General features: G+C 49.7%; 18 protein-coding genes, 2 tRNA genes and 3 rRNA genes. 9 read left to right on the top strand and 14 right to left on the bottom strand.

What is annotated here, in order from left to right:
* Positions 1-57 precede the first annotated feature (57 nt).
* The 3 genes from DYD62_RS03630 to dapA all read left to right on the top strand — a co-directional run bounded on the left by DYD62_RS03630 (position 58) and on the right by dapA (position 3,065).
* Complete coding sequence (locus tag DYD62_RS03630) at positions 58-1,434, top strand: DEAD/DEAH box helicase (protein WP_115226112.1); 1,377 nt, start codon at positions 58-60, stop codon at positions 1,432-1,434.
* Between the two features lie 7 nt (positions 1,435-1,441).
* Positions 1,442-1,876: a YiiD C-terminal domain-containing protein gene (locus DYD62_RS03625; protein ID WP_165928732.1), complete on the top strand. Its 435-nt coding sequence runs from the start codon at positions 1,442-1,444 to the stop codon at positions 1,874-1,876.
* Positions 1,877-2,189: 313 nt separating this feature from the next.
* Entirely contained in the window at positions 2,190-3,065 is an 876-nt protein-coding gene (gene dapA, locus DYD62_RS03620; protein WP_115226110.1) for a 4-hydroxy-tetrahydrodipicolinate synthase, read from the top strand.
* A 50-nt stretch (positions 3,066-3,115) separates the two neighbouring features.
* Here the strand turns inward: dapA and DYD62_RS03615 are convergent, their stop codons facing one another.
* Positions 3,116-3,826: a substrate-binding periplasmic protein gene (locus DYD62_RS03615; RefSeq protein WP_165928731.1), complete on the bottom strand. Its 711-nt coding sequence runs from the start codon at positions 3,824-3,826 to the stop codon at positions 3,116-3,118.
* A 294-nt stretch (positions 3,827-4,120) separates the two neighbouring features.
* Between DYD62_RS03615 and DYD62_RS03610 the strand changes: the two genes are divergently transcribed.
* A complete protein-coding gene (locus DYD62_RS03610) occupies positions 4,121-5,200 on the top strand; it encodes a choice-of-anchor A family protein (RefSeq protein ID WP_115226108.1) in 1,080 nt (359 codons plus the stop codon).
* Here the strand turns inward: DYD62_RS03610 and fdhD are convergent.
* Both fdhD and DYD62_RS03600 read right to left on the bottom strand, forming a co-directional pair.
* On the bottom strand, positions 5,170-5,958 hold the full coding sequence (gene fdhD, locus DYD62_RS03605; RefSeq protein ID WP_115226107.1) for a formate dehydrogenase accessory sulfurtransferase FdhD: 789 nt from the start codon (positions 5,956-5,958) through the stop codon (positions 5,170-5,172). The genes DYD62_RS03610 and fdhD overlap by 31 nt on opposite strands.
* A complete protein-coding gene (locus tag DYD62_RS03600) occupies positions 5,955-8,177 on the bottom strand; it encodes an FdhF/YdeP family oxidoreductase (protein ID WP_115226106.1) in 2,223 nt (740 codons plus the stop codon). Before DYD62_RS03600 ends, fdhD begins: the two co-directional genes overlap by 4 nt.
* A 298-nt stretch (positions 8,178-8,475) precedes the next feature.
* Between DYD62_RS03600 and DYD62_RS03595 the strand changes: the two genes are divergently transcribed.
* Positions 8,476-9,207, top strand: a complete 732-nt coding sequence (locus tag DYD62_RS03595; RefSeq protein ID WP_132038702.1) for a PepSY domain-containing protein — start codon at positions 8,476-8,478, stop codon at positions 9,205-9,207.
* Between the two features lie 404 nt (positions 9,208-9,611).
* On the opposite strand, the gene DYD62_RS03590 is transcribed toward DYD62_RS03595, so the two are convergent.
* The 9 genes from DYD62_RS03590 to DYD62_RS03550 form a co-directional block, all read right to left on the bottom strand.
* Positions 9,612-9,815, bottom strand: coding sequence for a hypothetical protein (locus tag DYD62_RS03590; RefSeq protein WP_115226104.1), 204 nt, complete (start codon positions 9,813-9,815; stop codon positions 9,612-9,614).
* 74 nt (positions 9,816-9,889) lie between these two features.
* Positions 9,890-11,248 carry a chromate efflux transporter gene (gene chrA / locus DYD62_RS03585; protein ID WP_115226103.1) on the bottom strand — a complete coding sequence of 453 codons (1,359 nt, stop codon included), beginning with the start codon at positions 11,246-11,248 and terminating at the stop codon, positions 9,890-9,892.
* A gap of 39 nt (positions 11,249-11,287) precedes the next feature.
* Positions 11,288-13,453 (bottom strand): TonB-dependent receptor plug domain-containing protein, encoded by a 2,166-nt coding sequence (locus DYD62_RS03580; RefSeq protein WP_115226102.1) that lies wholly within the window; start codon positions 13,451-13,453, stop codon positions 11,288-11,290.
* 127 nt (positions 13,454-13,580) lie between these two features.
* On the bottom strand, positions 13,581-14,279 hold the full coding sequence (locus DYD62_RS03575) for an SIR2 family NAD-dependent protein deacylase (protein ID WP_115226101.1): 699 nt from the start codon (positions 14,277-14,279) through the stop codon (positions 13,581-13,583).
* Positions 14,280-14,514: 235 nt separating this feature from the next.
* A 5S ribosomal RNA gene (gene rrf, locus DYD62_RS03570) occupies positions 14,515-14,628 on the bottom strand.
* 148 nt (positions 14,629-14,776) lie between these two features.
* Positions 14,777-17,667, bottom strand: a 23S ribosomal RNA gene (locus tag DYD62_RS03565).
* 283 nt (positions 17,668-17,950) lie between these two features.
* Positions 17,951-18,026: transfer RNA gene (locus DYD62_RS03560), tRNA-Ala, on the bottom strand.
* A 151-nt stretch (positions 18,027-18,177) separates the two neighbouring features.
* Positions 18,178-18,254: transfer RNA gene (locus DYD62_RS03555), tRNA-Ile, on the bottom strand.
* 120 nt (positions 18,255-18,374) lie between these two features.
* Positions 18,375-19,908: ribosomal RNA gene (locus tag DYD62_RS03550) — 16S ribosomal RNA — on the bottom strand.
* The 16S, 23S and 5S rRNA genes sit together here with 2 tRNA genes alongside, the layout of an rRNA operon.
* Before the next feature lie 356 nt (positions 19,909-20,264).
* Here DYD62_RS03550 and grxC point away from each other — a divergent pair.
* From grxC to DYD62_RS03530, 4 genes are all read left to right on the top strand, one after another.
* Complete coding sequence (grxC, locus tag DYD62_RS03545) at positions 20,265-20,522, top strand: glutaredoxin 3 (RefSeq protein WP_115226100.1); 258 nt, start codon at positions 20,265-20,267, stop codon at positions 20,520-20,522.
* Between the two features lie 103 nt (positions 20,523-20,625).
* On the top strand, positions 20,626-21,096 hold the full coding sequence (secB, locus tag DYD62_RS03540; protein ID WP_099399757.1) for a protein-export chaperone SecB: 471 nt from the start codon (positions 20,626-20,628) through the stop codon (positions 21,094-21,096).
* Positions 21,077-21,523, top strand: a complete 447-nt coding sequence (locus DYD62_RS03535) for an SH3 domain-containing protein (RefSeq protein ID WP_115226099.1) — start codon at positions 21,077-21,079, stop codon at positions 21,521-21,523. The genes secB and DYD62_RS03535 overlap by 20 nt, the downstream gene beginning before the upstream one ends.
* Positions 21,520-22,512 carry an NAD(P)H-dependent glycerol-3-phosphate dehydrogenase gene (locus DYD62_RS03530; RefSeq protein ID WP_115226098.1) on the top strand — a complete coding sequence of 331 codons (993 nt, stop codon included), beginning with the start codon at positions 21,520-21,522 and terminating at the stop codon, positions 22,510-22,512. Before DYD62_RS03535 ends, DYD62_RS03530 begins: the two co-directional genes overlap by 4 nt.
* Before the next feature lie 164 nt (positions 22,513-22,676).
* Here DYD62_RS03530 and DYD62_RS03525 read toward each other — a convergent pair whose 3' ends face one another.
* Together DYD62_RS03525 and DYD62_RS03520 are read right to left on the bottom strand one after the other, a co-directional pair.
* Positions 22,677-24,041 carry a DUF1501 domain-containing protein gene (locus DYD62_RS03525; protein WP_115226097.1) on the bottom strand — a complete coding sequence of 455 codons (1,365 nt, stop codon included), beginning with the start codon at positions 24,039-24,041 and terminating at the stop codon, positions 22,677-22,679.
* 9 nt (positions 24,042-24,050) lie between these two features.
* The gene (locus DYD62_RS03520) at positions 24,051-25,787 is read right to left on the bottom strand and encodes a DUF1800 domain-containing protein (protein WP_132038608.1); all 1,737 of its coding nucleotides are present in this window, start codon (positions 25,785-25,787) and stop codon (positions 24,051-24,053) included.
* Between the last annotated feature and the right edge of the window lie 73 nt (positions 25,788-25,860).

Raw genomic sequence — 25,860 nt, 5'->3', positions numbered from 1 at the left:
CGGGCCTCGCTTCGTGTAAATTGGAACGTTGTTCTTATTTTTCGGAAAGAAACACGCATGACATTCGCATCGCTCGGGCTGGCTCCGGAAGTGCTCAAGGCAGTCGCCGAGCAAGGTTATGAACATCCGACGCTGATTCAAGCGCAGGCCATCCCTGTCATTCTGTCCGGACGCGACGTTCTCGGTGCAGCACAAACAGGCACCGGTAAAACAGCTGCGTTTACTTTACCGATCCTCACCAAAATCGCTAAACACGCGAACACCAGCGCGTCCCCTGCACGTCACCCGATTCGTGTATTAATTCTTACACCGACTCGCGAGCTGGCCGATCAGGTTTCTGAAAGCGTGACCACCTACAGCAAGCACATGCCGCTACGCAGCCATGTTGTATTTGGTGGCATGGATATTAAGGCGCAAATCCCAAAATTGCGGGAAGGTGTAGAAATCCTGGTCGCAACGCCTGGCCGCTTGCTCGATCATATCCAGCAAAAATCGGTTAATTTATCGCAAGTTGAAATTCTGATTCTAGATGAAGCCGATCGCATGCTCGATATGGGTTTTATTTTAGATATCCGTAAGATTTTTGAGCTGTGCACTACGCGCAAGCAAACGCTGCTGTTTTCAGCCACCTTTGCACCAGAAATCAAAAAGCTGGCCGAAGACTTTATGCACGACCCTGAAGTCATCGAAGTCGCGCGCCAGAATTCAGCCAATGAATCGGTAAAACAAGAGCTGCATCCGGTAGAAAACAGCCGCAAAAAAGCCCTCGTTGCCCATTTGATTCGCACCCACAATATGGGGCAGGTCATTGTATTTTGCCGCACCAAAATTGGCGCAGAGCAATTGGGCCGCGAGCTGAAACGCGCTGGTTTTTCTGCCGAAGCCATTCATGGCGACCGCACTCAGCAATCCCGTCTGGAAACGCTGGCGGCATTTAAAGATGGCAGCCTTAAAGTATTGGTCGCCACCGATGTAGCCGCTCGCGGCTTAGATATTAACGAGCTGCCCTTTGTCATTAACTTTGAGCTGCCAACCAATCCAGAAGACTATGTGCACCGCATTGGCCGTACTGGCCGCGCAGGCGCATCAGGAATTGCGATTTCTTTAGTCGCACCAGAAGAAGAAAAAGCTTACCTTGGCATTCAAAAAATGCTCAAACGTGATCTGCCTCTGATTCCGGTTCCGGGCTTCTCACCAGGCACTACACCGCTTGAAACCACGCCTCAACCAAGCCGAGGACGCGACCGTATTCCTGCTGCACGCTCTGCTGCTGCACCTGTTGCAGCGCTGACCCGCAATATGAATACACCACCAAGCAGCCGGGCCCGCGCACAAAGCTATGACGAAATGCCGGATGCACCACTGTCTAAGCTTAAGCGTGCACCGCAAATTGCAGCGCTCTTTTTGCCGCCAAAGTATCAGGTCACCAACTAAGCCAGCCATGAATGATTTTTCCCAACGCTGGACCACACGACTTCATCAGGGCTTCCCCCTTTTAAAAGCCATGCAGGTTCAGCTTTTGGGAGATCAATCCGATTGGCAACTAACTGCCCCCTACGGCCCTAATCAAAACGATCATCACAGCGCATTTGGCGGTAGCATCAGTACGCTGGCCACTATTGCAGGTTGGTTGTGGGTATCTGAATTAGCAGGACCAGATATAGAGGTGGTGATTCAAACCGGCAGTACCCACTTTTTAATCCCCTTGCAAAGCGACCTCATCGCCAAGGTTTGCCCACCAGACGCGAGCCAAACCGCACGTTTTTTACAAATGCTGCAACGTAAAGGGCGGGCCAGAATGGCGCTGGAAATCACGGTAGGTGACGCAACAGGCAAGATTGCCGCACGCTTTAATGCTCAATATGTAGCAGGCTGATGCTTCAGCGATCTTGCCGCCTTGAAATAATTAAAGTACATTAAGCCTTCCCCCATTCTTATCGTCAAAGTAATGATTATGCAAAACTCCCCACTTAGCCAAACAACAGCTCCGCTGCTGTGTTTGCATGTGGCTTCCATCAATCTGCTTGGCAATAATAAACCGAAGAAACAGCTGTCCCTCTGACGGAGCAGCCTTCCCGTCAGACGACAGCCGACGGGAATCAGTAAACCAATCCACCTCATCTATTCCCTGAGCGCTTCAAATCTGAAGGCATGGCCTCCCATGGTTGGCACCGCACAGGAGCAAATATATGATTGAATTTTCAGGCATTTGGGTCCCCATGGTCACGCCCTTTTTAAACGGGCAAGTTGATCTGGCCGCCGCAGCCCGCTTGGCAAAACACCTAGCAGAACAAGGCGCAGATGGCTTGGTCGTTTGTGGCACCACGGGCGAATCCGCCACGCTATCAACATCAGAGCAACATCAACTCCTTGCGGCAGTCTTAACCGCAGTCAGCAAAGATTTCCCCGTGGCCTTTGGTATTAGCGGCAACAATACGGCGGAAGTGGCTCAAGCAGCAGCGGCACTGAACAATATGCCCATCGCCGCGCTATTAGTTTCTGCCCCCTATTACGTAAGGCCATCCCAATCGGGGATTTTGCAGCATTTTGAAGCCATTGCTGCAGCAAGCCACCATCCTCTTATTATTTATAATATTCCCTATCGCACCGGCGTAACCATAGAGCCGGCCACCATTAAAGCGCTCAGCCTTAATCCGCAATTTGTGGCGATTAAAGAAAGTGGCGGCGGGCAAATAGAGCCTATTTATCAGATAATCAATGAAACCCCACTCAAGTTTTTAAGCGGTGAAGATCATCTTATTTTTATCAGCAGCTGTATGGGTGGCCATGGCGCAATTGCTGCGGCCGCGCATATCCGGCCTGATTTATATAAAAAGATGCTGAGCTATATCCAAGAAGGTAATTTAGCCGCGGCCAGAATCATTGATCTGCAATTACGCCCGCTGATTAAGTTGTTATTTTCCGAACCCAACCCTGCAGTGATTAAAGCAGCACTGGCCATGCAGGGATTAATACATGACGAGCTCCGCTTACCGATGACTTCTGCATCAGCAGAAACAAAATCAAAATTAAGCATGTTGCTCGCTGAAATAAACGCTATTTAGCATCTGCATAAAAAAGCACTTATTGTCTGTAAGTGCTTTTTTTCGAGTATTTATTTCTGTGCTCCCCATTTTGCTTTAATTTGCTTTAACTTACCGTTATCCGCAACGATTCTATAGCCTTGCTCAAACTGGCTAAGCGCCCATAAGCCTTTGGGATGCTGAATACTAAAGCCAATAAACACATCTTGTTTGGTGCTTGGGAATATCATTTCTACTTGCCCTGCCACGCCCGCGTTTTCTGCCCAATACCCAGGAATCTGTATCTCATTTGCCATCACCAGAGCAGCATCCAGGCTTTTGCCTGCTAATTGTTTTAAATTAATTTGCTCACTATTGCCCATCACAAAAATAACTCCTTTTTTAGGCAACTGACTGGCACTGGGCGGGTATTCATAGCCATTGACCACGCCTATTTTTAAGCCAGGTTTGAGCTGTGCCTCGCTCTTTGCCCCAATAGGATTCGCTTTATTCTGAAAGTAAACCGGTGTGACCGTATAAAGCGGTACGCTGGGGAATTTAATTTTTCCATTCAATGCAGGCTCCCAAGCCATATTAAAACAAGCAATGGCGCGGGCCTCTAAAACCATATTTTTACAGCGCGCATAGGGCACGACTTTAAGCTTTGCTTCAACGCCTGCTGCAGCATAAATAGCCACAATCAATTCATTGCTATAGCCCGTGCCATCGGCTTTAGAAAAAGGCTCAGCCGCATTTTCTACCATCAGCTCCACAACCGGCCGGGCAGAATATGCAGGCCCCATTAACAGGCTGCTTAACACTCCACAACACATAAAACGCATCACGCCACCCCGCGTATTATTCCAAATCTAAATTTAGTTACATTCTGAGGCTTAGCTTTATATCTGCAGGGATTGCCAGACAAGCGAAGCGGCAGTATCCGTCTTGCTTTCAATAAGCGATGGGCAGTGAATACCCGGTTTTAAAGCATATTTAGTTCTTAAAAACTGAATTAAATAAAGAAAAATTCGCGATCCCATTGACATGCCATTTTATGGCATTAAGATACGCCCATTGGTAAATTAGGATTTAATGATATGCGATTAACCCGTATAGCACTGCTTCTGAATTTCGCTATCGCAGGCTATACACACGCTTTAGTGCTTGATTTAGGTGTGGCCAATGAATACAACGGTTTTTTCTTTGCAGATGTCAATACGGCAGCTTACGTCGAAGGGCGTCTGGCAGTAGGCGGCAATTTAAATGCAGGGTTTGATGTGGGCTATCGCAATGCCCATGATTCCTCTGCTCCCTCTCTTGTGGTGGCAGGCAATGTATTGCTAAGTACTGCATGGGGCAAAGCAGGCATTATCTCGAATGGGCCGGTAAAAAACATAGATACCAACACAAGCATCGGTCTTAGCCCTGCCATTTGGGTATCTAAGGGGCCTAATCGTCCCAACGGATTACAAATGGGTGATTTGGTCTATGGTGGCAAACTGAATGCCGCCAGCTGGCAATATGCTACAGCGATCCCCAGTGCTACTGTGATTAATTTTGCAGCTGCAAAAATTCAACTTTCTGCTCTGTCAAAAAAATTAGCTCAACTGCCAGCGATAGGACAATGGCGTGCAGAAGCTGAAGGTTTGGTGCTCAGCGGAAATGGCCAATCCGATTTACAAGTTTTTAATCTTGGCGATACTGCAATCACGAATGTTTACCTTAAAAATATCAAACCAGACGCACACATCATCATCAACAGCACACTGAGCAAAGCAGATTTTTCTGGCCATTATGGAGGGGAGCACGCAGATTCTGCCGACACAATGGCAAAGCACCGCGATCGCATTATCTGGAATCTCAGCCATGCGCGGCAGATAAATATCAGTCGCTTTGTAAACGGCAGCGTACTGGCCGTAAATGCCGATGTGATTGGCTCCGGCCATATTGAGGGCACACTGATTGCTAATTCCTTAAGCAATGGCAATTTAGAAATAGGCTATGAGCCATTTAAATCCATAACCATGCCCTCCCTGATATCAAAGCCAGAATTCTGTGCATTGATAAGCTTCGGGCTGGCAAGCGTCATCATGGGGCTTCGCCGTAAAAAAAAGAGCAAATACCTAGCTGAATTAACTGACAGAGCTCAAGTCAACACCCTCTCCGGATGGGTATAAACAGTAAAACGCTGCCCGCGCACAAAGCCGAGCAGGGTGATATTGGCCTGCCTTGCTTGCTCTATCGCCAGATGGCTTGGGGCGGATATCGCTGCGATGATGGGCATTTGGGCGCGGGCAGCTTTTTGGACCAAATCGTAAGACAGTCGTGAAGACATCAGGAGCAGGCCATCCGGCCTTTGCCGCTGGCTGGCTAAATGGCCAATCAGCTTATCGAGCGCATTATGGCGGCCTAAGTCTTCAAATACCGTTAACTGCCCTGCTGCCCACCAGCCTGCGGCATGCACGCCCCCCGTTTGCTGGTTTATGGTTTGCAGCTGACTTAAGGCCTGCATTCCGGCCAGAATAGCCTGCGGTTCAATTTGAAAATCAGAATCAAACGCGGGTGGCGCACGCATCACCTCGGCCAGCTGCTCGCTGCCACACAGACCGCATGCGGTGCGGCTTTGCAGATTACGACGACGGCTGCGCAGCTTGGCGGCAAATTCATTGGGGATTTGTAAATGCGCCTCATAGCCATCGTGGCTGGGTCTGATTTCTAAGGCCAGTATTTGATAATAAGCCTCAACAATGCCTTCGCTCAGGCTAAAGCCAATCGCTAGTTGCTCCAAATGCAGTGGGCTGCACAGCATCACCAGATAGGCTACGCCGTTGTAGACCAAGAGCAGCGGTACTTCTTCTGCCACCTGCTGCTCCAGCAATTGTAAGCCATCATCAACATAAAAATGTGCTGTTACGGTTTGAATACCCTCGCTCATGCTTGCAGATAAACCACTAAGGCTTTACTGGCCGGCGTCATTGCGCCAACGGCGTAGTAATCCAAGGGCACCAGCGGATTGGTTTCCGGAAAATACGCAGCCAGGCAACCACGCGGCGTATCAAAAGGCTGCAGGCGAAAATCATTCACCTGACGCTCACGGTCAAACCACACAGAAACGATATTCACATACTGATCGGCCTGCAAGCCCAGCTCGGCCATGTCCTCAGCATTGATAAACAATACTTTTCGCTCATTTTGAATGCCGCGATAGCGATCATTTCTGCGGTACACCGTAGTGTTGTACTGATCGTGGCTGCGAATCGTTGAAAGGAGCAGCAGTGAATGTGTGGTCAATCCCTGTAGCTGATCACGGACAGACGCTTGCAAAGCATGCACTTTAAAACGCGCCTTACCCACCACCCAATGCCTCTCCCTTGCCGTATTGCCCAGATAAAACCCGCCAGGCACGCGCACCCGCTGATTAAAATCGGCAAAGCCTGGAATCGCGGCGGCGATTAAATCGCGGATTAAATCGTAATCCTGAATCAAGGCCATAAAATCTATAGGGCTATTACTCAGCGTGGCGGCAGCCATACGCGCCACTATTTCTGGCTCGGACAATAAATGCGGAGACGCAGGCGTTTTAATGCCGTGCGTCAGGTGCACCATACTCATCGAATCTTCAACCGTAATGCTTTGCGGCTGCTCGTTTTGCAGATCGATTTCAGTGCGGCCCAAGCAAGGCAAAATCAGCGCATCCAGCCCCGGCACAAGGTGCGATCGATTCAGCGTGGTGGTGATATGCACCGTCAGGTTTTGCTTACGTAATGCCGCATGCGTTCGTTCAGTATCCGGCGTGGCAGCAGCAAAGTTACCCCCCATGGCGATAAACACCTTGCCAGCGCCAGACTCCATTGCGGCTATGCTTTCCACCACATTGCGCCCTTGCTGGGATGGCGGCGTAAAGCCACAGGCCTTACCTAACTGCTGCAAAAAGGCCGCGCTGGGGCGCTCATTAATCCCCATGGTGCGATCGCCCTGCACATTAGAATGCCCGCGCACTGGGCAAACACCTGCGCCGGGCTTGCCGATATTGCCTTTCACCAGCAACACATTGCAGAGCATCTGGATGGTCGCCACCGCATGCTGATGCTGGGTAATACCCATACCCCAGGTAATAATCGTCGCCTTGCTCTGGATATACACATCACCAAGCTGCTTTAATTCGGCCAGCGTTAAGCCGCTATGGCTGACCAGATCTTCCCAGGAAGTCGCAGCAATATCGGCCACCAGCGCCTCATAGCCTTCGGTATGCTCGGTAATAAAAGCCTGATCGGCAGCGCCAGCCTCTAGCACCGATTTAAGCAGTGCCTTAGCAATCGCCAGATCGCCGCCCAGCTGTGGCTGTACATAGAGCGAGGCAATGGGGGAAGCAGAGTTACGCAACATTTGCAGCGGATTTTGCGGGTCTTGAAATGAAACCAAACCACGCTCTTTGAGTGGATTAATCACCACAATCTTGCAGCCCCGCTCTGCTGCTTCATGCAAAGTACCCAGCATGCGCGGATGATTAGTGCCGGGGTTTTGCCCAAAAATAAAAATCGCTTCGGCAAGATCAAAGTCTTCCAGCGTTACCGTGCCCTTACCCACGCCAATGCTGGCATTAAGCGCAAAGCCGCTGGGCTCATGACACATATTCGAGCAATCGGGCATATTATTCGTGCCATAAAGCCGCACAAAGAGTTGATATAAAAACGCTGTTTCATTGCCGGTGCGCCCCGAGGTATAAAAATGCGCCTCGTCAGGCTTTATCTCTTTCAAATGCCTTGCAATCAACTGAAACGCATCATTCCAGCTAATCGGAAGGTAGCGATCGCTTGCGGCATCAAAGCGCATTGGCGCGGTCAGCCTGCCCTGCTGCTCCAGCGAATAATCATCCCATCGCTGCAAATCGCTGACGGTATGCTCTGCAAAAAAATCCACCTCAACTCGCTTAGATGTAATCTCATGGCCAATGGCCTTGGCCCCGTTCTCACAAAATTGCACACGAGTATTAGGCTTATCCGGCCAAGCACAGCCGGGGCAATCAAAGCCATCGGGCTGATTGGCATTGGCCAAGGCAATCACGGACTTGCCCGCATGACTTGGCTCGATGGTGGCAAGCGTCGCTTTAAGCGCCCCCCAACCACCCGCTGGCGCTGGAATTTTTTGTGGCATTGTGATTTTCCTAAGCTCTATTGCATATTGAGAGCAAACGCTCCGATCAGGATTGCCTTAGGCTTTATTGCATAGTGAACGCTCCGAGCGGCTCGATCAGCCCATCCCCTGCTCAATCTTACTGAGGACAGATATTTCAAGCTAGTAATCTTTCAGCCAATATTCACGTAAGTATCTCCCCAACAGCTCCACTGTCAAGCGCTCAAACACAGCCATCTAGATACAAATAGCATAAAGCCCACCAGCGCAGTGCATTAGAATAGCGCCCATAAAAATGATTCTTAATCAGGGTATCAAAATGAGTTTGGCAGCAACCTTCTTTCGCTGGCATCGCTGGATAGGCTATCTGGTGGCATTTCAAGTTTTAGCATGGATACTAGGCGGGCTACTCTTTGCTTGGCTGCCTTTTCAAGATTGGATTAAATGCGGCGAAGTCATGGAAAAACCACGCCAGCCGCTCCCCGCAAATTGGGCTACCCAGATCGGCCCCATGCCAACAAATAAAGGCGCTTTGCTCGGTGTGCAAAGCATTGCCACAGCTACTGGCCCTGCACTCAAACTACGTTTTGAAAAAGAAGAGCTGCTCTTCAGTACGGCAGGAGGCGCAGTTCTAGCCGCCAATGCCAGCAATATCAGCCAGTTTGCTCGCAGTATCTATAAGGGTGAAGGTAAATTAGCTGAAGTCATCAAAATCAAAGAAGCCCCCCGCCGCCTAGGCATGGTGCATGAGTTTTCTGCCCGCCAAAATATATGGGTGGCGCAATTTGATGATGCCCTGCAAAGCCGCTTTTACTTTGACGGCCAGAGCGGCGAGCTATTAGCTGCTCGCAACGAAGCGTGGGTGATTTACGACTTTTTCTGGCGTTTACATGTGATGGATTACAGCGAGGGCGAGGATTTTAACAACAGCCTACTGCGCGGCACCTCTATCGTAGCCATGGGGCTGACTATCACCGGCTTTGCACTGAGCTTTTTTGCGATCAGGCGTAGCTGGCGAAGGAGGACTAAGCTAGTAAAACCCACATCTTGAACCACAGAGGGCACGGAGAAAAACAGATCCCTCGTAGGACGGGTGAAACCCCATACGCGTAAGCACTTTGTTTTTCATCTGCAAACAGCGAAAAATCTATTGTCCACACTCTCTGCACGGGGCTTTTAGAGTCCCCTTGAAACCGCGACACGAGGAACAAACGGGCGGGGTTTCTTTGATGCCTGTTTGAGCGAAGCGAGTTCCGCAGCCGCCGCTCGATTGTCCGCAGATGAGGGGCCTTCGTGTTTCGTGGGGCGGCCTTCTTTGCTTACTTTCTTGGCCGTTCAAGAAAGTGAGTCCCGCGCGGGGGACTCCCGCACCAAAATCAACGTGCCGAAGGCACTAATAAAAAAGTCTTTTGACTTTGCTTAGCTCGTATGGTGCTTCACCCGCCCTACAATACATCAGGCCTGATGAGCGCCAGACTGATCATCCCTTAAACGAAAACAGGCACGCTCGAATAAATCCTGTATATCAGGCTCTAGCTCACAGGCATCGGCCAATCGCTCCAACAAATTAGCCGCTTGCTGTGCGGCATGATGGCAGCCCGTTTCATGGTGCTTCAGTAAAAGGCTTAAAGCGCCAATACATAAATCTCCATTGCCCATTTCCTGCCCTCACAAGCTTGATGAAAGAATGATTTATCAGTGTAATATAATTGATATTAATTATCATTTATATTTTATATCAAGATAAACGATCCCATTTTCAAAGCCAGCCCCAGCAAAGCACACACCCCAATCACATGAATCACCGATCTTTTATATCGGAACAAAGCCACCGCAGCAGCCAGTGCGATCAGCGCTGATCGCCAGTCAAACACGCCAGCAAAGCCCGTAGGCCACAGCACGTGATAGCCAAAAAACAGCGCCAGATTTAATATCACCCCAACAACCGCAGCCGTAATGGCAGTGAGCGGCGCGGTGAATTTCAGATCGTTATGCGTAGCTTCCACCATCGGCCCACCGGCCAGAATCAAAATAAACGAAGGCAAAAAGGTAAACCAAGTCACCAAGGTGGCGGCAGCAGCGCCTGCCCAAAACAAGCTGTCCGGCCCGAATAATCCCTTGCTGTAGCCGCCAACAAACCCCACAAAAGCAACCACCATAATCAAGGGGCCAGGGGTCGTTTCACCGAGCGCCAAACCATCGATCATTTGCACTGGCATCAGCCAGCCATAATGATCCACCGCGCCCTGATAGACATAGGGCAGCACGGCATACGCACCACCAAACGTCAGCAAAGCAGCCTTGCTAAAAAACCAGGCCATTTGCGTAAAGGTATGCTCCCAGCCGTAGCTTGCCAGTAACAACCCCATAGGAATCAGCCAAAGCAGCAGGCCCACGATGGCAATTTTAATTAAGCCTGCCCAGCGAAAACGCGCATGTTCTGGTGTTGGCGTATCGTCATCAATCAGCGCAGGGCCAAAAGAAAGGTCGCTCTTACCATGGCCACCGCCCGCACTAAATTGCTCTGGAGCAATGCGCCCACCAACATAGCCAACTAAAGCCGCTACCGCAACAATCATAGGAAAAGGCAGTTTTAAAACAAAGATGGCAAGAAAAGACGCAGCGGCAATCGCCCACAGCGTATTGTTTTTCAGCGCCCTAGAACCGATGCGATGCGCGGCTTGCAGCACAATCGCCGTAACCGCAGGCTTAATCCCATAAAACAATCCCGCCACCAAGGGCTGATTGCCAAAAGCGATATAGACCCAGGAAAGCGCAATCAGAATAAATAATGATGGCAAAACAAACAGCACACCCGCAGCGATGCCGCCACGGGTTTTGTGCATCAGCCAGCCAATATAAGTCGCCAACTGCTGCGCCTCAGGCCCAGGCAGCAGCATGCAGTAGTTCAGCGCATGCAAAAATCGCCGCTCAGAAATCCAGCGCCGCCGCTCTACCAGCTCCTGGTGCATGATAGAAATCTGCCCGGCAGGCCCGCCAAAGCTAATCAAACCTAATTTCAGCCAAAATAAAAAAGCCTGCCAAAAGCTCACTGCTTGCGGTGCGACTTGGGGAGTTTCAAGCTGGGGCATACGATTCTCTGGCAGCTGGGGATTGGATGGCCGGTATTCTTATAAACGCATTTCTAAAACCGCCCTTGCCGTCATCTCGCTCTGGCTGGTGGTGGTTTGCTGGCGAATTCCGTTTTGATCTGTATAAAGAGATTCGGCGATATGGTCTTCAGCCAATATATTGGCAAATGAAATACGCAATTGCATTGCCGGGCTGATTTTCCATAAGCCATATACATCGAGCGTGCGTTTGGCTGGGTTGATTGCAGCCTGAGTATTCGAAAGCTGGGTCTTCGCCGCACTCTGAAAATTATAATTGCCACCTAAAGTCAGAAACTCACCCGGCAATTTATAATCCACCCCAAAATTAGCACTCACAGGCGTTTGCTGATCTAGGCGATTATCCGGCCCTGCTATTGATTCAACTTCCGACCAATTAGCCGCCACATTAGTGCGAATATCTAAAGCAGGTGCATCAGGCCAATACTGTTTTAAATTAAATTTGGCTTCTAATTCTAAACCACGCAACAGAGCCCGGCCCTGATTAAAAGGTTGAGAAACCCACAGGCCATTTATTTTCATCAGAGTTGGCAAGATCACATCATCAATTTGGCGAGCATAAATACTGGCACTAAGTACCCCGCCTTTTTCCAGATAATGCTCAATGGCCAGATCAGCGCCCCAAGCTAATTCAGGGCGTAAATCCGGATTGCCCTTAGTGTCTGGCGTGGTAGCGCTATTATCATTGGCCACATTACGCCGTGGAATTAAATCGCGGGTATTGGGCGCTTTATAGGTGCGGCTCAGCGCAAATCTCAGCTGATCTTTTTCAGCGAACTTCCATAGTGTTTGCAAAATAGGGCTAAGCACAGCAGAGCGATTAGCCACGTCATCCAGAGTATTGCCCTCGCTTTGCGTCGCAATCCCTTCCCAACGCAAGCCCATATAGAGCGACCATTGCGGCAAGATTTCCCATTCATCCTGAGCAAATACAGCAAGGCGCTCTACCTTGGCGGTATATGAATCATCCCGATAAACACTTGGCTTTCCATAAGCTATTTCCTGCCTGAGCCTATCCTCAGCACGCCAATTATATTCAGCCTCCCAGCCGGTAACAAAAGAATGGCCCTCAATATAGCCATTTAAATATTTGCCACTCAGACTAAGGCCATAATCGCTGGCCAGCGAGTTGATATTGCGGCTGAGCGCAGGCAAATCCTTTGCATCATAACCTTCAAGCTGACTATCTGATTCTCGCCGGTTATATGTGGCACCCAGCTTGAGATCAAGCTTGGCTCCGCTCGCAAGCTGATGCAATACAGTTAGTTTGCTTCTAAATTGGCTACTGTCTGAAACGCTGCGGGTAAAATCCTGAACCAAAGGGGGCTGCTCACCCAAGCCAGTCAGCCTTAGCTCTTTACCGCCCCCTTCCGAGTGCTGCAGGCGTAATAAGCTCTCAAGATTAATACTGTCGCCATGACCCAAATCCCACATCAGCCTTGGCGCAAGATTCAGCCTGTCGCTTTGCCCAAAATCCCTTTTGCTGGTCACTCGTGCCAGCCGCAGCTGGCCAGCCGCATTCAGCTCTTCTTGATCAACTAGGGATAAATCTACGCTTTTGCTGCGGCCAATTCCGCCAGAAATCGTATAAGAAAAATCACCATCACGATCAGAAAACAGACCATCCACAGCAAGACTTGGCTCACCACCATCGCTGGAAGCCCCCAGCTTAATATCGCGGCGGGACATATCCACTTTTCTTTTTAAAATGATATTAATCGAGCCGGCAATCGCCTGCGTGCTGGCATCTGCAGTGGCAGCACGAGCCACTTCGATGCGCTCGATTAATTCTGGAGAAATAGAATCTAAAGAAAACCCAGGAGGGGCACGTTCACCATTGAGCATCACCTGCGTGTAGCCACTGCCAAGGCCACGCATCCGCACCTCGCCGCCCTTGCCCTGCACGCCACGCACGCTAATTCCTGGTACGCGCTTTAAAACATCCACTAGGCTGTTATCGCCATAACGCACGATATCCGCTTCTAAAATGACGGTTTTCGTCGCCGTTGAGCTGCGTCTATCATCTTTATGCCCAAGCACTTCAACGCGCTGCACTTTATTAATTGAAGTAGTGGGATCAGGGGAATCGCCCAAGCGCTCTTCAGCTTTAGCACTCAATGCAATAAAACAAAGAATCAAGAAATGAATTGGGGCACGAAGAGTCATGACTAAACAAGGAAGATACAATAACCGTACTATGCCATGACAATCTAAGCGACATTCTATTTATATCGCATATAAATAGATTAAATAATGCAATACAACAGATCAATTGCACTCAAAGATTAATGATTTATGACTGATTGATTGCATTAATCCATTTTAATAATCCTACTTCTGCAGCCTCTTCCATACAAATCACACCATGCGCTTTGGCAGCAGCAGGGATATTCTTATCAATAAAAATAATTTGCGGATATTTTCCTGCAGATCGGATCATCGCAATCGGATTCACCACATTCAGGCTAGTGCCTACAATCACAAAAGTATCCGTGCTTTTTAAATCTTCAATCAGCCAGTGTAAAGCTTCATATTCCGGTGCCATTTCACCAAAAAATACAATGCCGGGCTTTACCATTACACTGCCACAGGCCGCGCATTCACCCGGCTCAAATACATGATCGGCAATATTCCAATAGTGGTAACACTGGGCACAAGACATCTGATCCACTCTGCCATGCAAATGTAATACATCAGCTGTGCCCGCAGCCTCATGCAATAAATCGATATTGGTTGTAATCACTTTAACCGGCTGTTGTTGCTGTAATTTTGCAATCGCGACATAGCCCGCATGAGGTTTTGCCTCAGAATATTGCAATTTACGCTCATTATAAAACTGAAAAGTTAAATCACGAATATTCTGCTCTTTAATAAATCGGGGGAAATTACATACCTGATTAATATCATAATTTTCCCAAAGCCCGCCGGTATCCCTAAAAGTAGGCAAACCCGAATCAGCCGCCATTCCCGCACCGGTAAAAATATAAATCATCGCATTCACCCCTCTCTGGCCTTAAATATCATGATATTAATCATACGCTCATGCTGCAATTACGATGGGCTGGTGTCCATTTGGGGCAGGTTTTGTAGGTTGGGTTAGCAGTCTGCGTGCGAGGTTTACCTCGCTCAGCGATAATCGCGTAACCCAACATGCAAATCACTTTTCTTCCGCGCAAAGCAAAACCCCCGCCTCTTTCGAGTACGGGGGTCTTGGTACGGCTTAGGGTGTCTGGCAATGACCTACTTTCACACAGGTAATCTGCACTATCATCGGCGCTAAGGTGTTTCACTGTCCTGTTCGGGATGGGAAGGAGTGGGACCACCTCGCTATGGTCGCCAGACTTTAACGGGTTAACTCGTTGCACTTACTGCTCTGCAACGCGTTCAGTTCAATAGAAGAAGTAATATATTACCTTGTACTGCTTGTTTCTCAAATTCAGCTCTAATCTTGGGTAGATTATACCGTCGCACACACGCGCTTCAGGTTATAGGATCAAGCCTTACGGGCAATTAGTATCGGTTAGCTTAACGCATTACTGCGCTTCCACACCCGACCTATCAACGTCCTGGTCTCGAACGACCCTTTAAAAGGCTTAAAGCCTTGGGGAAATCTCATCTTGAGGCGAGTTTCGCGCTTAGATGCTTTCAGCGCTTATCTCTTCCAGATTTAGCTACCCGGCGATGCCACTGGCGTGACAACCGGTACACCAGAGATCTGTCCACTCCGGTCCTCTCGTACTAGGAGCAGCCCCCCTCAAATTTCCAACGCCCACTGCAGATAGGGACCAAACTGTCTCACGACGTTTTGAACCCAGCTCACGTACCACTTTAAATGGCGAACAGCCATACCCTTGGGACCGGCTACAGCCCCAGGATGTGATGAGCCGACATCGAGGTGCCAAACTCCGCCGTCGATGTGAACTCTTGGGCGGAATCAGCCTGTTATCCCCGGAGTACCTTTTATCCGTTGAGCGATGGCCCTTCCATTCAGAACCACCGGATCACTATGTCCTGCTTTCGCACCTGCTCGACTTGTCTGTCTCGCAGTTAAGCCGCCTTATGCCATTACACTATCAGTACGATGTCCGACCGTACCTAGGCGACCTTCGAGCTCCTCCGTTACAATTTGGGAGGAGACCGCCCCAGTCAAACTGCCTACCATGCACGGTCCCCGATCCGGATAACGGACCAAGGTTAGAACCTCAAAGGGGTCAGGGTGGTATTTCAAGGACGACTCCACACAGACTAGCGTCCATGCTTCAATGTCTCCCACCTATCCTACACAAACCACTTCAAAGTCCAATGCAAAGCTACAGTAAAGGTTCACGGGGTCTTTCCGTCTAGCAGCGGGGAGATTGCATCTTCACAAACATTTCAACTTCGCTGAGTCTCAGGAGGAGACAGTAGGGCCATCGTTACGCCATTCGTGCGGGTCGGAACTTACCCGACAAGGAATTTCGCTACCTTAGGACCGTTATAGTTACGGCCGCCGTTTACTGGGACTTCAGTCAAGAGCTTGCACCCCATCATTTAATCTTCCAGCACCGGGCAGGCGTCACACCCTATACGTCGTCTTTCGACTTTGCAGAGTGCTGTGTTTTTGATAAACAGTCGCAGCCCCCATTTCTCTGCGACCCATGTCAGCTCCAGCCGCAAGGGCCTTCACCTAATATGGGCTCACCTTCTCCCGAAGTTACGGTGATAATTTGCCGAGTTCCTTCTCCTGAGTTCTCTCAAGCACCTTAGAATTCTCTTCCTACCCACCTGTGTCGGTTTGCGGTACGGTCAATATAAAGCTGAAGCTTAGAGGCTTTTCTTGGAAGCATAGGATCAATCACTTCAGTCCGAAGACTTCGTCGTCACGTCTCAGCGTTAAAGCAGCCCGGATTTGCCTAAGCCACACGCCTACTCGCTTAAACCCACTATTCCAACAGTGGGCTGACCTACCTTTCTCCGTCCCCCCATCGCACTTTATATCGGTACGGGAATATTAACCCGTTGTCCATCGACTACGCATTTCTGCCTCGCCTTAGGGGCCGACTCACCCTGCGCCGATGAACGTTGCGCAGGAAACCTTGGGTTTTCGGTGTGCGGGCTTTTCACCCGCATTATCGCTACTCATGTCAGCATTCGCACTTCCGATACCTCCAGCATCCTTCTCAAGACACCTTCGCAGGCCTACGGAACGCTCCTCTACCATATGCACATCGTGCATATTCGCGTCTTCGGTTATCAGTTTGAGCCCCGTTACATCTTCCGCGCAGGACGACTCGACCAGTGAGCTATTACGCTTTCTTTAAATGATGGCTGCTTCTAAGCCAACATCCTGGCTGTCTATGCCTTCCCACCTCGTTTTCCACTTAACTGATTATTTGGGACCTTAGACGGCGATCTGGGTTGTTTCCCTCTTGACCATGGACGTTAGCACCCACAGTCTGTCTCCCATGCTCGCACTTGACGGTATTCAGAGTTTGCCATGGTTTGGTAAGTCGCGATGACCCCCTAGCCATAACAGTGCTTTACCCCCGTCAGTGATACATGAGGCACTACCTAAATAGTTTTCGAGGAGAACCAGCTATTTCCAAGTTTGTTTAGCCTTTCACCCCTATCCACAGCTCATCCCCTAATTTTGCAACATTAGTGGGTTCGGACCTCCAGTGCGTGTTACCGCACCTTCATCCTGGCCATGGATAGATCACTTGGTTTCGGGTCTACGCCCAGCAACTATGCGCCCTATTCGGACTCGGTTTCCCTACGCCTCCCCTACTCGGTTAAGCTTGCTACTGAACGTAAGTCGCTGACCCATTATACAAAAGGTACGCAGTCACCCCATTTTGCAAGGGCTCCCACTGTTTGTATGCATCCGGTTTCAGGTTCTATTTCACTCCCCTCCCGGGGTTCTTTTCGCCTTTCCCTCACGGTACTGGTTCACTATCGGTCGATGATGAGTATTTAGCCTTGGAGGATGGTCCCCCCATCTTCAAACAGGATTTCTCGTGTCCCGCCCTACTTGTCGCATGCTTAGTACCAACCAATCTTTTTCGTGTACGGGGCTATCACCCACTGTCGCCAGACTTTCCAGACTGTTCCACTAAAGTTTGATTTATCACATGCAGGCTCTTCCCATTTCGCTCGCCACTACTTTGGGAATCTCGGTTGATTTCTTTTCCTTCGGCTACTTAGATGTTTCAGTTCGCCGAGTTCGCTTCTCATGACCTATGTATTCAGTCATGGATGACCCAAAAGGGCCGGGTTTCCCCATTCGGATATCACGGGATCAATGCTTATTTGCCAGCTCCCCCGTGCTTTTCGCAGGCTAACGCGTCCTTCTTCGCCTATCATCGCCAAGGCATCCACCAGATGCACTTAGTCGCTTGATCCTATAACCTCAAACACGTATCAACAAAGTTAATACAATTCGAAGTATCTGATTTCGCTTTGTTTGCGACATCGATTATTCAGTTCTGACTTCGAACAATCGATTTTGATACAATCTACCCTTATTTATTTCTAAATTTGAGTATTACTTCTTCTATTTTTTTAAAGATCAAAGATACGTCTTGCTGATTTTAGAAATCAGAAATAAACCATCGTCCCAAGCTTTGAATCTCTCTTGAGACAGTGTGTTATTTCTAGTTTCTTTATTCCACCACTCAAAAGGAGTGGTGGAGGCTAACGGACTCGAACCGTTCACCCCCTGCTTGCAAAGCAGGTGCTCTACCAGATGAGCTAAGCCCCCAAATTACTTCGCTATACTTCGTCATTCAATCTCTCGTTTACTTCAGTAAACGTCGAGATTTCATTTCTCGTCTAGCTTGCAATTAATTTACTGCAATCAAAACCAAACTGGTCGCTCTGTTGACAGAGCCTTCCAACCATCAAAAAATCAATGGTGGGTCAGACAGGAATCGAACCTGTGACCCCCGCCTTATCAAGACGGTGCTCTAACCGACTGAGCTACTGACCCATTTCAGAATATTCAGGTAGCTAATCTACGCCGCCCGAGCTACTGACCCAATCTGATTTTGTATCTTTGTTTTTTACAGTCGATGAGTGTGAGTACTCAATCCAAAAGACTTTTCTCTTGAAAGGAGGTGATCCAGCCGCAGGTTCCCCTACGGCTACCTTGTTACGACTTCACCCCAGTCATGAATCCCACCGTGGTAAGCGGCCTCCTTACGGTTAGCCTACCTACTTCTGGTGAAACCCATTCCCATGGTGTGACGGGCGGTGTGTACAAGGCCCGGGAACGTATTCACCGCGACATGCTGATCCGCGATTACTAGCGATTCCGACTTCATGGAGTCGAGTTGCAGACTCCAATCCGGACTACGATCGGTTTTATGAGATTAGCTCCACCTCGCGGCTTGGCAACCCTCTGTACCGACCATTGTATGACGTGTGAAGCCCTAGCCATAAGGGCCATGAGGACTTGACGTCATCCCCACCTTCCTCCGGTTTGTCACCGGCAGTCTCCTTAAAGTGCCCAACTAAATGGTAGCAACTAAGGACAAGGGTTGCGCTCGTTGCGGGACTTAACCCAACATCTCACGACACGAGCTGACGACAGCCATGCAGCACCTGTGTATTGGTTCCTTGCGGCACTCCCCAATCTCTCAGGGATTCCAACCATGTCAAGGCTAGGTAAGGTTTTTCGCGTTGCATCGAATTAATCCACATCATCCACCGCTTGTGCGGGCCCCCGTCAATTCCTTTGAGTTTTAGCCTTGCGGCCGTACTCCCCAGGCGGTCTACTTCACGCGTTAGCTGCGTTACTAAGGAACGAATTCCCCAACAACTAGTAGACATCGTTTAGGGCGTGGACTACCAGGGTATCTAATCCTGTTTGCTCCCCACGCTTTCGTGCATGAGTGTCAGTATTAGCCCAGGGGGTTGCCTTCGCCATCGGTGTTCCTCCGCATCTCTACGCATTTCACTGCTACACGCGGAATTCCACCCCCCTCTGCCATACTCTAGTTGACCAGTTTGCAATGCAATTCCCAGGTTGAGCCCGGGGCTTTCACATCACACTTAATTAACCACCTGCGCACCCTTTACGCCCAGTAATTCCGATTAACGCTTGGACCCTACGTATTACCGCGGCTGCTGGCACGTAGTTAGCCGGTCCTTATTCTTCCGGTACTGTCATCCCCAATGGATATTAGCCACTAGGATTTCCTCCCGAACAAAAGCGCTTTACAACCCGAAGGCCTTCTTCACGCACGCGGCATTGCTGGATCAGGCTTGCGCCCATTGTCCAAGATTCCCCACTGCTGCCTCCCGTAGGAGTCTGGACCGTGTCTCAGTTCCAGTGTGGCGGATCGTCCTCTAAGACCCGCTACAGATCGTGGCCTTGGTGAGCCTTTACCTCACCAACTAGCTAATCTGATATCGGCCGCTCTAATAACGAGAGGTCTTGCGATCCCCCTCTTTCCCCCTCAGGGCGTATGCGGTATTAGCTATCCTTTCGGATAGTTATCCCCCATTACTAGGTACGTTCCGATATATTACTCACCCGTTCGCCACTCGTCAGCGGTGCAAGCACCCTGTTACCGTTCGACTTGCATGTGTAAAGCATGCCGCCAGCGTTCAATCTGAGCCAGGATCAAACTCTTTAGTTTAATCGCTAAGCTAGTACTTACTGGCTTACTTTATTCGGCACATCCATCGCTGAATGTGCCTTACTAATGCAAGCACTTGTTTCGCTTCCGAATCAAGCACTCACACTCATCGACTGTATTTTTTTAAAGATCGTCCTCGCTATCTGCACACTGTGTTTCCGTGTGTGCTGCAGCGAGAGGCCGAAATATACGGGCTGGGGCCGACCAGGTCAACACCTGAGCCACAAAAAAAGCCACAAAAGTCGCTAAACCATTGATTTATATAAAATCAAAAAGACACTTAATTATGCTCCTTGTAGAATCACAAACTGCCCTCATCTGATTGCTTATCTACAAGACGACTTTAAGGACCCAAAATGGCCCATGTTTTAATGTACAGCACTGGGGTCTGCCCTTACTGTGTAATGGCTGAACGTTTATTGAACAAAAAAGGCATCACAGAAATTGAAAAGGTGCGTATTGATTTAAACCCTGAGCGCCGTGATGAGATGATGACCCGCACAGGCCGCCGTACCGTGCCGCAAATTTATATTGGTGAGCATCATGTAGGTGGTTTTGATGATTTAGCTGCGCTGGATCATGCTGGCGGGCTGGATGCTTTATTAGCCGCGTAATACAATCACACCAAGACAGACGGTAGTCATCTGCGCACGATTCGTGCGATGATTTCGCCTCACGTTTTACCCCACCTATATAAATAGAAGATAAGGATTTGCCATGAGCGAACAGAACCAAGAGCTTCAGCCCGTTTTTGCTATTCAAAAACTGTATGTAAAAGACATTTCGCTTGAATCCCCAAACTCCCCTCAATCTTTTCTGGAACAAGCTGAGCCTGAATTCAATATTCAGTTCCGCAACCAGGCCCGCAGCTTTGACAATGGTTTTTACGAAGTTTCACTGACTGTTACTGCACAAGCTACCGTTGAAGACCGCACCATTTTCTTGGTTGAAGTGACTCAAAACGGCTTATTCAATATCGAAAACGTGCCTGCAGAAGAAATGGATCCGCTATTGGGTATTGGCTGCCCAAGCATTCTGTTCCCTTACCTGCGCGAAGCGGTTTCTGACTTAACCACACGCGCTGGCTTCCCTCCGCTGATGTTGCAACCGATTAACTTTGAAGCAATCTACTTGCAACAGCGTCAGCAAGCAGAAGAGCAGGCAGCAAATGCACAAACCACTCATTAAACTGAGTGTAATTGCTGCGTTGGTTTTATCTGCCAACGCGGCTTTTGCCCTTGAATACCGGTCAGTTGCCCGGCATGGCGCAGTATTATCCGAAGCCCCCAGCGACGAGGCTAAAAAGCTATTTTTAGCCAGCAAGGGGATGCCACTTGAGCTACTCGCCGAGCAAGGTGACTGGGCAAGAGTGCGTGACCGGGCTGGAAGCCTAGCTTGGCTGAAGAAAAAAGACTTGAGTACTAAACACACGGTGCAAGTACTCAAAGACGCAACAATCTATAAAGCGGCAGATGCAAAATCGGCCATTATTTACCGCGCAGGCAAAGATTTGCTGCTCGATCTGCAAGAAAACACCCGTACTGGCTGGCTGAAAGTTAAGCATCGTGATGGTGCATCCGGGTTTATTCGTATTGAGGAAGTGTGGGGCGTATGAAATTAGCCGTATTGGGTGCAGGCTCCTGGGGTACTGCACTCGCCATTCGTTTTGCTGATCGTCATCAGGTAGCACTCTGGTCACGCGATGCCGAGCAAGTCAAAGAAATGCAGGCGACTCGCGCCAATCCCCGCTACTTAAGCGAGACTGTTTTTCCTGCATCACTCACCGTCACTCATGATCTGGCCCGTGCGATAGCCGATGCAGAGCTGGTTTTAATTGTGACTCCGATGTCGGGTTTACGCACCTCACTGAAAGCATTGCGTGATTTAAATTCCCAAGCTGCTGTGTTGTGGGCCTGCAAAGGACTGGAGGCTGGCACCATGCTGCTGCCTCATCAGGTCGCCAAACAAGAGCTGGCGAACGAAGTGCCGCGCGGCATGTTGTCCGGCCCCAGCTTTGCGCAGGAAGTGGCCAAAGGCCTACCTGCAGCGGTCACCATCGCAGCAAGTGATGCAAAATTTGCCCGCCATACCGTAGAAGAACTGAATACCTCGGTACTGCGCCTTTATGCCAGCGACGATTTAATCGGGGTAGAAATTGGCGCCGCCGTAAAAAACGTCATTGCGATTGCGGCAGGCGTATGCGATGGCTTAAACCTTGGCCTGAATGCTAGGGCCGCTTTGCTCACCCGCGGACTTGCTGAAATGGCGCGCTTTGCCGCAGCTTTGGGTGGTAAAACAGAAACCATGATGGGCCTCGCCGGAATTGGTGATTTAATGCTGACAGCAACGGGCGATCTGTCACGCAATCGCCGGGTAGGTTTATTGCTGGCACAAGGCTTAAGCTTGGACGATATCTTAAAGAATTTAGGCCATGTCGCCGAAGGCGTGCCAACCGCACGCGAGGTACTGCGCCAAGCGAACGATCTGGGCATCGACATGCCGATTACCGCCGCTGTCTGCAAAATGTTATTTGAGCAAATGCCGGTGCAAGATATTTTATCCGAGCTGATGGGGCGCAGCCCAAAAATGGAATCAGCAGCCTGAGCCCTGTCGGCGACTGATTCAGCCTTGCGCCGTGCCGAGAAACGCCCAAAGAGCATGGCCAAACGCAAAGCGCAGCGGGTAGCGCTTAAATGCCCTACCCGCTGACAATACTTCTTTTGCTGGCTTATTCCCCGGCCAGCCAGCAAACCTATTTAGCCCGGCAACTAAACTTTCATTATTTTGAGTGCGTTTTCATCAAACCGTGCCAAAGTGGGCAAGACCAGATAGCGATCAGAATCGGACACTCCAAACCATTTCGCCAAAGGCCAGGCCAACTGCTCAACAGATAAGTCGGGAATATAGCGCCCCTGCCCCACATCATCATTGCCACCAATGACCGGCAGGGGTACCCGGCCAAAAATCTGCCCTCCCGCCACCGCACCACCCATCACAAAATGATGGCTCGCCCAGCCATGATCTGAGCCATCGCCATTGCTGCTTAAAGTGCGGCCAAACTCTGAGCCGGTAAAGGTCGTAACTTGATTTTGCAAACCCAGCTCGTTCAGCGCGCCATCAAAAGCCATCAGGGCATCATTTACCGTTTTAAGCAATACGGGATGCTTAGCCAGCAAACCATCATGCAAATCAAAACCGCCCAGCTGCACCATAAACACCTGCCGCTTATTACCCAGCTGCCCGTTTACACTGATTAATTTAGCCACCATCTTCAGCGAATCGGCAAGTGCATTCCCGGCAGGAAACACCGTCGTTAAGGCAGGCGCAGCCTTTAAGGCCGTGTCCAGCGTTGAAGACGTATTCAGGCCACGCCGGGTTACTTTTACATACTCGTTTTCGAGATGATTACTTTTATCCGCCGTCATCATCCCCTTTAAATCACCGACAAACCCAGGCCCGAACACATAGCTTGAGCCCCATAACAGCAATGGATTACCGCTCACGCCCACGCTAAAGCTTCTTGCCTCTTTGCCACTCAAATAAAGCCCGACCCCACCTACAGAGATACAACTGAGTGCGGCATTCGCATTCCCACTTAAGAACAAATCACCCACCCGGCCACCCCAGCCCGAATCAGCCCCTTCTGCCATCGAAGACATCCAGTAACTCTGCTGATCATTATGTGAAAACAACTTAGGCGGCAAAGGAACACTACGGTTCTGATACTGCAATTTAGTGGTTGGCTGAATCAGCGGCCCCATATTAGCCACCACCGCCAAACGGCCTGCAGCGTATAAAGACGACAATCCGGACAACTGCGGGGCCAGCGCCATTTGCCTGCCATCACTCAGGGCATTGGGCAGCGCACTCAGCTGAGCGCGCGGCGTTGCCAATGTCTGGCGGATGGCCGCATAGGCATTGTAATTGGCCTGGTCATAGGGGATCAGCGTATTCTGATGATCATTCCCACCGGATAAAAACACGCAAACCAGCGCTTTATAATCCCCCGGCATGGCTGCCGCAGCGGCTTCGCTGATGAGTGATAAATTAAATGCCATTGGAGCCGCAGCCCCCGAGGCCGCTAACATAGCTGCGCGACGTAAGAACTCGCGACGTGAAAGATGCTTATCCATCGGAGTTCCTTATTTTAAAACCAGATATTCGGGGTTACTCAGCACCATTAACAAAGTCGCTACAACGCGATTTTGTTTTTGGATTTCAAGCTTTGCAGGATTAGGATCACTGAGCGCCAGCTTACTGACACTGGCTGCAATCGCAGACTTTACTTCCGCACTCAGCTGGCCACAGGCAAATAAAAGATTAAAACGCTCTACCAGCGCCGAAGGCTGGCCAGCCAATGCTTTTTCCTCATTTAAAAAAAGCGACAACCCTGTTTCTTTCTTATCATTCACGCTATTGCCATTGCTATCGTTGTATGTACGTAAGGTGCTATTTTCAGGTGCTGTCAGTAAGTTATACCAATAGTTAAGCTGAACGATGGTTGAAATCTCCGACACAATCTGCATCTCTGGCGCAACCAAGCCTTGCCTCGCAAGCTCAGAGCCCGGCGGTGCATAACCTGGCCTGAAGAAATTAAAAACACTGGCCGCTCCCAATGGCCCCTGCCCCAGCCGCCAGCCGGGATCGGTGGTGTTTCCAAGCCGCCATGCGCCATCCGGGCTCCTGTAATCTAGGGTTTTGATCAGCTGAACCAAGCGGATCATGGGCTCACGATGCTTACCTGCAAATACATTACCATCCGGTGCCTGCCGGGCTTCAGGGTCCAGCAAAATGGCTGAGATCACGTTTTTCATATCTCCCCTGCCACTTGTTCCGCTCCCGTTAAAAGCGGCCGCCACTCTGGAAATATAAGCAGGGCTGGGATTACTGCATACAAAGCGCTGAATTAATTGCTTGCCAATAAAGGGCCCAACATTGGGATGGTTAAATAATGTGGTCAAAGCCGTTTTAAGCGATTGATTACCATCGGTGCCTGCCGGAATAGTTACACCAAGAAAGCTCTTTTCTAAAACAGAGTGGTTGGCGCTCTGCAAAGTCATTGGCTTTCTGGTTAATTCAATATCAGGATTAGGCACATTGAATTGCAAAGGGGCTGTCCAGCCGGTAAAAACTCGGGCCAAATTAGAGACCGTATCAAGGTTGTAAGTCTCTATTGGCTGGCCTTTCGCATCTTTTTTAAGCGAGCCATCAATATTTAATTCATAGAGCCCGATCGTAAAAAGCTGCATTACTTCGCGTGCGTAATTCTCATCTGGACGGCGGCCCTTATTGTCTTCTTTTAAATTACCTAGTGTCCCAAGCATCCGCCCCATTGCCACGCTCAGCGTGACCTCACGCAGCAAATTATAAAAATTGCCAAAGGCATTTCTTTGCAGGATATCCATAAAATCAGCCATGATCAGCGATTTAACCGATCCCGGCACATCCACCCCTGCATAGCTGATCACAAAAATTTCAGACAAAGCCAAAGTCATGCGCTGTTGCAAAACATCGCTGCCTGTCAGCATGCTTTGCCACAAAATATTGGGTAAAGCCTGCCAGTTTTGATAGGCAGGTAAATCTTTAATACGCAACTCATTACCATAGGCCCAGCGGGAAGGAGAAGGCGCGGCCTTATACTGCTGAGTAAGCCATGCTTCATAGCCAATCTCTTTCAGCGTATTGATTTCTACCTGACGCCCGCCAAAACCCGCCTGCGCCAAAAAACGAGCCGCTTCTGCATCACTCTGCGGTTTAATCACCACAACAGGGGCTAGTGCAGATGCAGGCTCATCCTGCGAGCCACCACAGGCAGCGAGTGCCAGACTGGCTGCTAGCACCGCCGCCAGCTCTGCATTTCCTGTTGAAGATGCCGTCATTTCATCCGTTTCCACAATGCCGCTCACTCTGTTAAGTATTAGACTTTTCTTATACTAATACTTGATTGCACAA

The sequence above is a fragment of the Iodobacter fluviatilis genome (assembly GCF_900451195.1).
Lineage (GTDB): Bacteria > Pseudomonadota > Gammaproteobacteria > Burkholderiales > Chitinibacteraceae > Iodobacter > Iodobacter fluviatilis.
This window is presented reverse-complemented; position numbering and strand designations above follow the sequence as displayed.

Bases quoted from the DNA above. Each gene is read 5' to 3' on its own strand.
- DYD62_RS03630 (WP_115226112.1), top strand. From the start codon at position 58: ATGACATTCGCATCGCTCGGGCTGGCTCCGGAAGTGCTCAAGGCAGTC.
- DYD62_RS03625 (WP_165928732.1), top strand. From the start codon at position 1,442: ATGAATGATTTTTCCCAACGCTGGACCACACGACTTCATCAGGGCTTC.
- dapA (WP_115226110.1), top strand. From the start codon at position 2,190: ATGATTGAATTTTCAGGCATTTGGGTCCCCATGGTCACGCCCTTTTTA.
- DYD62_RS03615 (WP_165928731.1), bottom strand. From the start codon at position 3,826: ATGGGGCCTGCATATTCTGCCCGGCCGGTTGTGGAGCTGATGGTAGAA.
- DYD62_RS03610 (WP_115226108.1), top strand. From the start codon at position 4,121: ATGCGATTAACCCGTATAGCACTGCTTCTGAATTTCGCTATCGCAGGC.
- fdhD (WP_115226107.1), bottom strand. From the start codon at position 5,958: ATGAGCGAGGGTATTCAAACCGTAACAGCACATTTTTATGTTGATGAT.
- DYD62_RS03600 (WP_115226106.1), bottom strand. From the start codon at position 8,177: ATGCCACAAAAAATTCCAGCGCCAGCGGGTGGTTGGGGGGCGCTTAAA.
- DYD62_RS03595 (WP_132038702.1), top strand. From the start codon at position 8,476: ATGAGTTTGGCAGCAACCTTCTTTCGCTGGCATCGCTGGATAGGCTAT.
- DYD62_RS03590 (WP_115226104.1), bottom strand. From the start codon at position 9,815: ATGGGCAATGGAGATTTATGTATTGGCGCTTTAAGCCTTTTACTGAAG.
- chrA (WP_115226103.1), bottom strand. From the start codon at position 11,248: ATGCCCCAGCTTGAAACTCCCCAAGTCGCACCGCAAGCAGTGAGCTTT.
- DYD62_RS03580 (WP_115226102.1), bottom strand. From the start codon at position 13,453: ATGACTCTTCGTGCCCCAATTCATTTCTTGATTCTTTGTTTTATTGCA.
- DYD62_RS03575 (WP_115226101.1), bottom strand. From the start codon at position 14,279: ATGATTTATATTTTTACCGGTGCGGGAATGGCGGCTGATTCGGGTTTG.
- grxC (WP_115226100.1), top strand. From the start codon at position 20,265: ATGGCCCATGTTTTAATGTACAGCACTGGGGTCTGCCCTTACTGTGTA.
- secB (WP_099399757.1), top strand. From the start codon at position 20,626: ATGAGCGAACAGAACCAAGAGCTTCAGCCCGTTTTTGCTATTCAAAAA.
- DYD62_RS03535 (WP_115226099.1), top strand. From the start codon at position 21,077: ATGCACAAACCACTCATTAAACTGAGTGTAATTGCTGCGTTGGTTTTA.
- DYD62_RS03530 (WP_115226098.1), top strand. From the start codon at position 21,520: ATGAAATTAGCCGTATTGGGTGCAGGCTCCTGGGGTACTGCACTCGCC.
- DYD62_RS03525 (WP_115226097.1), bottom strand. From the start codon at position 24,041: ATGGATAAGCATCTTTCACGTCGCGAGTTCTTACGTCGCGCAGCTATG.
- DYD62_RS03520 (WP_132038608.1), bottom strand. From the start codon at position 25,787: ATGACGGCATCTTCAACAGGAAATGCAGAGCTGGCGGCGGTGCTAGCA.